Origin of the sequence: Streptomyces sp. NPDC056160, from assembly GCF_042268205.1 — a bacterium.
GTDB lineage: Bacteria > Actinomycetota > Actinomycetes > Streptomycetales > Streptomycetaceae > Streptomyces.
The window spans coordinates 1-9,799 of the sequence record NZ_JBHJUW010000221.1 but is presented as its reverse complement, the minus strand read 5'-3'; the positions used below and the strand labels follow the sequence as shown (position 1 = coordinate 9,799).

The 9,799-nt window shown below is 71.5% G+C and carries 6 protein-coding genes and 1 pseudogene; 4 read left to right on the top strand and 3 right to left on the bottom strand.

Annotation, left to right across the window (positions count from 1 at the left end):
- Positions 1–337: 337 nt before the first annotated feature.
- Complete coding sequence (locus tag ACFC02_RS39985) at positions 338–1,264, top strand: alpha/beta hydrolase (RefSeq protein ID WP_376367525.1); 927 nt, start codon at positions 338–340, stop codon at positions 1,262–1,264.
- 69 nt (positions 1,265–1,333) lie between these two features.
- On the opposite strand, the pseudogene ACFC02_RS39980 reads toward ACFC02_RS39985, so the two are convergent.
- From ACFC02_RS39980 to ACFC02_RS39970, 3 genes and pseudogenes are all read right to left on the bottom strand, one after another.
- Positions 1,334–2,729 (bottom strand): annotated as a pseudogene (locus tag ACFC02_RS39980) (FAD-binding oxidoreductase).
- Between the two features lie 365 nt (positions 2,730–3,094).
- Positions 3,095–5,347, bottom strand: a complete 2,253-nt coding sequence (locus ACFC02_RS39975; protein ID WP_376367523.1) for a tetratricopeptide repeat protein — start codon at positions 5,345–5,347, stop codon at positions 3,095–3,097.
- 207 nt (positions 5,348–5,554) lie between these two features.
- A complete protein-coding gene (locus tag ACFC02_RS39970) occupies positions 5,555–6,325 on the bottom strand; it encodes a class I SAM-dependent methyltransferase (protein ID WP_376367521.1) in 771 nt (256 codons plus the stop codon).
- A 327-nt stretch (positions 6,326–6,652) separates the two neighbouring features.
- Between ACFC02_RS39970 and ACFC02_RS39965 the strand changes: the two genes are divergently transcribed.
- The 3 genes from ACFC02_RS39965 to ACFC02_RS39955 all read left to right on the top strand — a co-directional run bounded on the left by ACFC02_RS39965 (position 6,653) and on the right by ACFC02_RS39955 (position 9,546).
- A complete protein-coding gene (locus tag ACFC02_RS39965) occupies positions 6,653–6,796 on the top strand; it encodes a hypothetical protein (protein WP_376367519.1) in 144 nt (47 codons plus the stop codon).
- Between the two features lie 95 nt (positions 6,797–6,891).
- Positions 6,892–8,070 (top strand): YcaO-like family protein, encoded by a 1,179-nt coding sequence (locus ACFC02_RS39960; protein ID WP_376367517.1) that lies wholly within the window; start codon positions 6,892–6,894, stop codon positions 8,068–8,070.
- A 78-nt stretch (positions 8,071–8,148) separates the two neighbouring features.
- Positions 8,149–9,546: a TfuA-like protein gene (locus ACFC02_RS39955; RefSeq protein WP_376367515.1), complete on the top strand. Its 1,398-nt coding sequence runs from the start codon at positions 8,149–8,151 to the stop codon at positions 9,544–9,546.
- Positions 9,547–9,799 lie beyond the last annotated feature (253 nt).

Below are 9,799 nucleotides of genomic sequence, written 5' to 3'. Positions count from 1 at the left end.
CCACCCCCCAGATCATGGTCAACAGGGGGGACCAGTCATGCCGGACCCGGAGGCCGGGAACCCCATTGCGGGGCCGATCAAGAAGGTAATGGGGGAAGGTTTCTTCCCAGGCAAGACCTGGCTCTTTTCCCCCGGCAGCCGGGGTGTGATCGTAGAAACGTCCCTCCCCGGCACGGCGGAGGCCGGGCTCCTTCCGAGGCGTCCGACGAGTGGACCGCACCGTCATGTGACTGATGCGCGGCCCGTGTCCGCCGTGAACAGTGGACGCAAGGAACGGACCCGTCGTCCGGGGACCGTTCCGGCAAGCACGCCACAGGCAGTTGACAAGGAGATTTCCATGGCCAGGACCAGCGTCACCTTCGACAGCGCCGGCATCACGATCGCCGCCCACCTCTACACCCCCGACTCCTCGGTACCGGGCCCGCGTCCGGCACTCGTGGTCGGCCACCCCGGTACCGGCGTGAAGGAGCAGACCTCCGGCACATACGCGCAGCTGATGGCCGAGCGCGGGTTCGTCACCCTCGCCTTCGACGCCGCCCACCAGGGCGAGTCCGGCGGTCTGCCGCGCGGACTGGAGGACCCCGCCCAGCGGGTGGAGGACTTCAAGGCCGCCGTCTCCTTCCTCACCGCCCGCGAGGAGGTCGACGCCGACCGGATCGGCCTGCTCGGCATCTGCGCCTCCGGCGGCTACTCGCTGGCCGCCGGAGGCGGCGACCACCGGGTGAAGGCGGTGGCCACCGTCTCCACCGCCGAGCCCGCCCGCCAGTTCCGCTACGGCGCGGACGGCTCCCAGGACCCGGCAGTCTTCCAGTCGCTCCTCGACGCCGCCGCCCAGGCCCGTACCCGGGCCGCCCGCGGCGAGGACCCGGGTGTGATGACCATGTTCCCGGAGACCGCCGAACAGGCCGCCGCCCTCGGCGGCGAGCACGGCGTGGAGGGATTCGAGTACTACTGCACCTCCCGGGGCGAGCACGAGCGGTCCGCGAAGTTCCTCGCCTGGGAGAGCATCGACAAGATGGCCTCCAGCGAGGCCTTCCACGCCGTCCCCCTGATCGGCCCCCGCCCGATCCTCCAGATCATCGGCGAACGCGCCGTCACCGCGTGGATGGCTGTCGAGGCCCACCGCCGCGCCACCGGCCCCGCGGAACTCCACCGCGTCGAAGGAGCCAGTCACGTCGACCTCTACGACAAGAAGGAGTACATCGACCCGGCCGTTGACAAGCTCGCCGTCTTCTTCACCGGCCACCTCGCCGCCACCGTCTGAGGTTCGCGCCACCTGTAAGGAGGCGTTGGCTCCGTCCTGTGGCCGGGCCGTTGGATGGCGCACGCGACCTCACGGGGCCGCGGGCGGGATGTTCTGGTTGGCGTGGAAGAAGTTACCGGGATCGTGGGTGCGCTTGACCTCGGCCAACCGGTCGTAGTGGCCGCGGTAGGTCCCTCGGACCCGGTCGGTGCTCTCCTGTTCCCCCAGGAAGTTGATGTAGGCGCCGCCCATGGAGTGGGGGTGCAGGGCGGTCCAGTAGTCCACGCACCACTGGCGGATCAGCTCGGCGTCCGCCGGCTCGGGGTCGATGCCGGCGATTACACCCGACCACATGGCGTCCCGGTAGGCCCAGGCGGTGTCGTCGGCACCGGGGCGGCGGGCCGCACCGTCGACCGGGTACAGGTGCATCGTGGACAGGCCGGTGGGCAGCTCCCGGCCGTACTTCTCGTGGACGGCGACGGCGACGGCGGCGTCGGAGATGGCGTCGAAGAAGTCACCGCGCCAGTACCACTGCAACCCCTTGGGGAGCAGCCCGTCGAACATGGTCTGCAGGGCGGGGTAGGGCATCGGGGTGGTGAAGTGGAAGGCGGGCGGCCCGGGCGTGTTCACCTCCTTCAGCGTGTCCTCCAGCCGGTCCGGTGCCGGGTCGCCGGTGTGGCACCACACCACGCCGCACATCTTCCGGCCGTGCAGGGGCTCGGGGAAGGGCGGAGCGGGCGGCACGGTCAGCAGGACGAAGAAGCCGTTGAGGCGCGGCGGGCAGGAACTGCCGGTACCAGCGCAGCACTCCCCCCACGCGGTCGACGGGCCAGAAGGTCACCGCGACACCGACGGTGTCCACCGGGTGCAGCCGGAAGGTGAACGAGGTGACCACACCGAAATTGCCGCCGCCGCCCCGCAGGGCCCAGAACAGGTCCGGGTGGTCGTCCGCGGAGGCGGTGAGGAAGGTGCCGGCCGCGCGGACGACGTCGGCGGACAGCAGGTTGTCGATCGTCAGGCGGTACCTGCGGGTCAGATGGCCGTGCCCGCCGCCCAGCGTGAGTCCGCCCACCCCGGTGGTCGACATGATCCCGGTCGGTGTGGCCAGACCGAAGGTGTGCGCCGCGTGGTCGAGATCGCCCAGCCGGCTCCCGCCGCCCACTCGCGCGGTCCTGGCCCCGGGATCGACGTGCACCCAGCGCATCGGCGTCAGGTCGAGCGTCAGCGCGCCGTCCACCAGGCACAGTCCCGGCCCGCTGTGTCCGGCCCCCCGCACCGCCAGCTCCACCCCGGTGTCCCGGGCGCAGGACAGCACGGTCCGGACGTCCGCCACGTCAACGCACCCGGCGATCGCGGCCGGCCGCCGGTCGATCATGGCGTTGTAGATGCCACGGGCCTCGTCGTACCCCGGGTCTTCCGGAGCGAGGACGGGTCCTCGCAGTGCCGCACGCAGACTCTCCAGAGCCTGCCCGTCGAAGCCGTCCATGGCCGCACACTCCTGCCTGCGGGCGTGAGGCGCGGACGGACGTGAGCGCGACGTCCAGGCAGGCCGCGGGGGCGTGAGACGCGGATCCGTACGCGCCTGAGCTGACGGTCGGTGGGGTGCGCGAAACCACCCCACCAGCAGAATTGTCCGCCCGTCGGCCGCGCCCCGCACGCCGGCCGCGGAGCGCTGCCCGCCGGACGGAGGTGCCGGACGGACTCGCCGGATGTTCTGGACCACTGGACGTTCTGGACCACTGGACGTTCTGGACCACTGGACGTTCCGGACCCCCGCCCGCGCGCCGGCATGTCACCGGCAGGTCACTGTACCGGCAGGTCACCGCTCCGGCATGTCACTGCATTGGCAGGTCAACGCGTCGGCACGTCACCGCGGTCCGCCGCCGATGTCCGCGTCTTGGCGCGCATCTCGTCGGCCTGCGGGCTGCCGGTCGCGTCCAGCAGGTCGGCGGCCCGGTTCCAGTGCACGCGGGCCTGGTCGGCGTCGCCCCTCTCCAGGTGGGCGGAGGCGAGCCGGTCCAGCACCTCCACCTGACCGTAGGTGTCCAGCACTTCCTCGTAGAGCGCGAGGGCCCTCCCGTAGTCCGCGACAGCGGTGTCGAGGTCGCCCAGGTGCTGCCGGGCGTAGGCGATGCTGTCCCAGGTAGCCGCCTCGTTGCGGCGGTTGCCGTTCTTGCGGAGGATGGGGAGCGCCTCCTCGCACATGGCGATGGCCTCCCGGTACTCGCCGAGCAGGGCGAGGTACCAGCCGACCGCGTTCAGCTCGCGCGCCACATGGCTGGGCTGGTCGAGCGTGCGGTACAGGTCCAGCGCGCTGCGCGCGTGGTCCACGGCCTCGGAGAGACGGCCCTGGCTGCCGCGCACCCAGGCGACGCACCGCTGCGTGCTGGCCCGCTCGGCCGGGGCCAGCCGGGGCAGCTGTGCGAGCATCAGCTCGACCGTCTCGTCGGCCGCCCGGACCTGTCCCGTCTCGGTCAGCGCACGCGCCAGCATCCCGCAGTTGCGTGCGATGGCGACCGGATCCCGCAGCACCAGGGCCGCGTCGAGACTGATGCGCTGGACCGAGATCTCCTCGTCCCAACGCCCCATGATCGCGAAATAGCCCTCCCAGTCCGCGGTGAGACGGGTGCGGGAGGCCAGCAGCCTCGGGTCGTCCAGGGCGGACACCGAGGCCATGACGGCCGACTCCTCCTGGCGGAACCAGTCCAGCGCCTCCGCGTGGGTGCCGATCGCGACCCGGACCACACCTTCGGCCGGCACCTCCGCGAGCGCGGTCCCCAGCCGCGTGGAGAGGGCGCCGCTGGCCGCGTGCGCGTTGTGGCGCAGGTAGTCCAGCAGCCGTGTCAGGGCGGCGAGGCGGTCGTCCCCCGCCTGGTCGACGAGTTCGGCGCCGTAGGCGCGGACCAGGTCATGCAGGACGTAGCGGCCCGACGCGTCCCGCGACAGCAGGCTGGCCGCGGTCAGTTCCCTCAGGTGGCGGCGGGCCTGGAGCATCTCCACGCCCGCGAGGGAGGCGGCCGCCTCGGCCGACACGGCCGGACCCGGGTGCAGCGCCAGATGCCGGAAGAACCGCGCGGTGGGCGCCCCGAGCGCCCGGTACGACCACGAGAAGACGGCGCGCACGTCCGTCCGCCGTTCGTCGGCCTCCAGGGCGTCCAGGCGGGTCTCCGCCAGTTCACCGGCGGCCCGGCGCAGGAGCATCCGCGGTGCCGCACTCAGCTGCGCGCCGACGACGGCCACCGCCAGCGGCAGACACCCGCACAGCCGGACCAGCTCGGCGGTGGCCTCCGGCTCCGCCCGGCACCGCTCCTCGCCGATCCTGGCGGCCAGCGCTGTGACGGCCTCCGCCTCGGTCCACACGTCGAGGCCGATGAGGGAGGCCGCATCGGTAGCGGCGAGGCCGGAGAGCCGGTTGCGCGAGGTGATCACGGTCAGGCATCCCGCCGAGGCGGGCAGCAACGGCCTGACCTGCTCGGCGTCGCGTGCGTTGTCCAGCAGCACGATCAACCGCAGGGCAGCGACCCGCTCCCGGAACAGCGCGGAACGCTGCTCGGTGCCCGTCGGCAGCTCGTCGCGGGCCACGCTGAGCGCGCTCAGGAAGCCGCCGAGGGCCTCGCCCGCGTCCAGGGGCTCGCCCGCGTCCTCGAAGCCGCGCAGGTTCACATAGAGCTGGCCGTCCGGGAAGCGGTCCGCCACCTGGTGCGCCCAGTGCACGGCCAGCGTGGTCTTGCCCACGCCGGCCAGGCCTCCGACCGCGGCGATGACGACGCACCCTCCCCGCTCGGCGACCTGCGCCGTGAGGGCACGGGCGGTCGTCAGTGCCTCGTCGCGGCCCCGGAACACGGCGAGGTCGGGCGGCAGTTGCCGGGGCACATCACGGGTGTGCCGCGCGGACGCCCGGACCAGACGCCGCCGCGTCTCCTCGTCCGGTTCCAGGGCGTCCATCAGCTCGACGAGGGTGCCCTGCCGCGGGAGGCTGCGGCCCCGCTCCATGTCGCTGATGGCGCGCACGCTCACCCCCGAGGCCGCGGCCAGCCCCTCCAGCGTCAGCAGCGACCGCTGCCGCGCCGCACGCAGCAGCCCACCGAACGTGTTCTCGTCCATCCCACCCCGCCCGGTACCCACAGGTGTGTGCAGTGAAAACCGGTACCGCCGCCTCGGACACGGCCGGCCCGGCCGGTTGTGGATCGAACACTAAAGCACGAGGCCGTTCCGTGGGACACCGGGCGGGGATGCCGCACGGCTCGTTTGCGGAGAGCCGGGACGGAGGGGCGGGGCGTGAACGGACCGGGAGGCGCCGGGGGCGTGCCTTCAAGGACGTCGGCGCAGGGTCACGAGGAGGGCATGGTGTTCGTGCAGGCGGGGGAGTGCATGCGTCGCCTCGCTGAGCATGGCGCCTGCCTGAGCGTCCCCGAGCGCGCGGCGCAGCTCTGTCTCACGGGTGAGCCACAGCCGGTAGAGACTGCGCCACACCTGTGGTTCGTCGGGGCGCTCGTCCACGTGCGCGACCTCGAACCCCGCTTCCTCGGCCTGCCGCCGCCAGGCGGTGCCGGAGCCCCTGCGTACGGTGCGGGTCAGGACCGCGTGGCCGCCGGGGGTCAGAATCCGGTGCATCTCCTCCAGCGCGGCCGTCCAACCGGCCCAGCCGCTCACCACGTCGACACAGACGAGCCCGTGTGCGGACCGGTCGGGCAGACCGGTCGCTCGCACAGTGCCCACCTGGAACCGGGCTCGGTGCGACGGGACGAACCGGGCCCGGCGGTCTCGGGCGAGTTCGACGGCGGTGGCCGAGAGATCGACACCCACAAGGTCGGCGGCGAGCGCGCGTGCCAGCCACAGTCCCACGCCACCGGTGCCGCAGCCGATGTCGGCGAGGAGCTGGCCGGGGCGCAGCCGCAACCGGCGGACCATCGTGCCCAGTACGGTCCAGTCGCAGGAACTGGAGGCCTCCACTTCGGCGGGGTAGGCGTCACCCAGCGCTTCGGCGGTCAGCTGGTGCACAAGGTCCGAAGAGGCCCTCGCGGCGTAGAAGGCGTCGAATTCGGCTTGCAGCGCCAGCTCATGGGTAGACAGCGTACTCATCTGACCGTGTACCCCCTCGAAAACGTCTCGTACAGGTCGGCGTGCCCGGACGTGGCGGTGCCCTCGCGCCGACGTCTGGAGCCGCTGACGCATGCTTGCAGATGCTCTCCTGGTTGTCTCCCCCGAGGCGGGCGCGCAGCAGGGACTTGCGGCCGACGCGCGGCCCTGCGGTGAGCCGGCGGTCGGCTCACTCGGGACACATGTCTCGATGGGTTTCGCCACGCAGGTGTTTATCCGGTGTTCCTCAGGGACAATAACCCCTTGGCGGGCACACGTGTGAGCGTGATGAGGGCCCGCCGTCCATGTGTGAGACAGGAAGGAAAAAAGGTGAGCGACACCTTGACCCTGCCCACGGACGCGGAGCTGGACGCGGTCTTCCAGAGCGCGGGGGACCGTGAGGTCCGCGCCTACCTCTTTGTCAGCGTGACCGACGACGACAGCGAACCGGTGGAAGAGCCCAGCGAAGTCTGATCGCTTCCCGCCGTTCCTGTCCGGGCGAGTGCCCGGACAGGAACGGCTCCTGGTCCTGCGGTTCGTCCCGCTCCGCGATGTGAGGGAGTGCTCAGATGCGGGGACAGTCTCTGCCTCGGACCGGACCTCCGGTTCCGCCCGCCCGCGACAAGGTCGTTCTGGACGGCACCCACCGGGTACGCCCGGCGGAGGAGACCTGGCAGTGGATCCGGCCCGTGCTGCCGCTATGCGGCATCACCAGGGTCGCGGACGTCACGTGGCTCGACGAGATCGGCATACCGGTGTTCCAGGCGGTGCGCCCCGATGCGCACACCCTCGCGGTGTCCCAGGGTAAGGGCGTCACCGCGAGCCTGGCGCGGGTCTCCGCCGCCATGGAGGCCATCGAGCTGTGGCACGCGGAGCATCCCCGGGTGCCGACGATGACCTCGCCGGTCCAGGACGTGGAACACCTGCTGGGGTATCGCCTCGACGACCTGCCCCTCGCCCCGCGCCACTTCCTCGGGCCGGACTGCCGCTTCGACTGGTATCCGGCCGCCCGCGTCGACGGGCAGGGCGACTCGTACGTCCCTGTTCCTCTGCTGCGGCTGGACGCCTGCGTCACGGGCCGGTGGGCACCCACCGCGTTCCGGGCCACCAGTAATGGCCTGGCCAGCGGAAACGTACAGGATGAAGCTCTGCTGCACGGCATGTACGAGGTGATCGAGCGGGACGCCTCCGCCCGCGCCCGACGGTACGGCACCGCCCGGCCGGTCGATCTCACCTCAGTGGACCACACGTCCTGCCGCCGCCTCCTGGAACGCTTCGAGTCGGCGGGCGTGCACGTGAGCGTGCGGGCGCTGGACGGCCCCTTCGACGTCCCCACCTTCGATGCCACCATCACGAGTGCCGCCTTTCCGGTGCCCTTCGGAGGATCCGGAACACATCTGGACGCGGGTGTTGCGCTGAGCCGGGCGCTGACGGAGGCGGCACAGTCACGCGCGACGGCGATCGCGGGAGCACGTGACGACATCGGGCAGGCACCGTACCGGGAAGCACATGTCTACTCGGTGGACCGCGCCCCTGCCGCGCAGCGACAGGCCGAGGACGCGATCGCCTTCCCGTCCGTGAAGTCGGCTCCGCTCCGAGACCTGGATGACGAGCGGATGCTTCTGGCCCGGCGGATCGAGTCCGTGACCGGCCGCCCGCCCCTGTTCGTCGATCTGACACGGCTGGAACTGGGCATTCCCGTCGTCCACGTGGTCTGCCCGGGAACGCTCAGCGACACCACTCACTGATCCGGCCCGCCACCGGCTTGCGCCGGACACCGCATAGTGACGCCCCGCACCAGGAAACCAGGAAAGGGATACTCGTCCATGACGAGGACATACTGCTTCGTGGGACCGAGCGTGCCGGACGCCCCGGACCTGACCGCCGGGACGGGCATCGAGCTGCTGCCACCGGTCGCCGCAGGTGATCTCGGTCGCCTGGAGGTGCGGGCGGGCGACGTGGTCGCCATCATCGACGGCTACTTCCACCAGCGCGGATCCGTGCGGCACAAGGAGATCCTTGATCTCCTCGGCCGCGGGGTGCGCGTGCTGGGCGCGTCGAGCATGGGCGCGCTCAGGGCAGCCGAGCTGGACCGTTTCGGAATGCTGGGCATCGGCCGGATCTACGCGGACTTTCGCGACGGGCGACTCGAAGCCGATGACGAGGTGACGCTCTTGCACAGCACCTCGGAGGAGGGCTACAGACCGCACTCCGAGCCGCTCGTGTGCATGCGGGCCACTTTCGCCGCGGCCGTCCGCGACGGTGTGTGCGATGCCCACGTGGCCGACCGGCTCATCGATGCCTTTTCCCGCCGCCCGTTCGGGTCGCGCTCCTACAACGCGCTCACGCAAGCCGGCGCGGAAGCCGGACTGGAGGCGACAGCGGTCCGGGCCCTGCGACGGTACTGTCTCGCCCACCGCCAGGACCCCAAACGCGACGACGCACTCGACCTGCTCGACCACCTGCGCACCGACGCTTCCAGCGGGCCGGACGGACCTCCGGCGCGTCCCGCACCGCACCGCACGGCCTTTCTCTACGCCTGGCAGCTCGCCGCTCGTACCGTTCCCGCGGCCCCCGGCTCCCCACGGGCCGGTGCCCTGGGCCTGCTGCGCGCCCAACAGCTCTTCGCCCGCGACTACCCGGTGTTCTACCGGGGCATGACGCTGCGCGCACTGGCGTCCTTGTGCGCGACGGAGTGCGGGGACCAGGCAGGAGGCGACACGGATGCGGAGCGGGCCCTGCGGCACGGGGAGCACGGTGGTCTCTACCGACTGCCCGCGGACCGCGCCCGGCTCGGATTCCTGAGCCAGTGGCTCACTGCCGGCGAGACCGCTCTGCCGCTCACCGAACAGCTCACCGTAGCCCTGGTCCGGTCCTGTCGCACCACACTGAGACATCCGTGGGACGAGAAGGCCATGTCGCTTCTGGAGGAAGACCCCGTCCGCGAGGCGGCCCGGCAGCTCTTGGACAACGCACGCGAGGTCAACGACCGGACCAAGGAGCGGCGTCCCGGTCTTCGCCTCGACGCGATCCCTGACCACCTGGTCACCGAGCTTCTCGCCGAGTACTGGGACACGCCGGTGGAAGAGTTGGAACTTGCCGCCCTCGACCGGGGCTTCGCCTCGGTCGCCGGTGCGGTGGCAGCCGCGCGCCCCTTCTACCTCTTCGTCCGCTACAACGAAGCAGCCGCCAGGTCGTTGGCGGACTCCCTGTCGACGAACTGACCCGGGCCCGGCTCGGGCGGCTTCCGGGACCGGGCCGCGTGTGTGTCCGCGTGCCCGGAGATCCGGGGATACGGGCTTTCCGCCGTGCGAGGCTGAGTACGCCGTTCCGCGGTCGGCCGCCGGGTCGCACGGGCCCCGGCGCGCCGTTGCTTTCGCGTTACCGGTAGTTCGTTAAATTCGGAGGTAGAGGTCAATGCCGTGTCCGTTGGTGACCGCGTCGATCAGGGCCTGGAGCTCGGCGGGTGGGTCGGTG

Bases quoted from the DNA above. Each gene is read 5' to 3' on its own strand.
- ACFC02_RS39985 (WP_376367525.1), top strand. From the start codon at position 338: ATGGCCAGGACCAGCGTCACCTTCGACAGCGCCGGCATCACGATCGCC.
- ACFC02_RS39975 (WP_376367523.1), bottom strand. From the start codon at position 5,347: ATGGACGAGAACACGTTCGGTGGGCTGCTGCGTGCGGCGCGGCAGCGG.
- ACFC02_RS39970 (WP_376367521.1), bottom strand. From the start codon at position 6,325: ATGAGTACGCTGTCTACCCATGAGCTGGCGCTGCAAGCCGAATTCGAC.
- ACFC02_RS39960 (WP_376367517.1), top strand. From the start codon at position 6,892: ATGCGGGGACAGTCTCTGCCTCGGACCGGACCTCCGGTTCCGCCCGCC.
- ACFC02_RS39955 (WP_376367515.1), top strand. From the start codon at position 8,149: ATGACGAGGACATACTGCTTCGTGGGACCGAGCGTGCCGGACGCCCCG.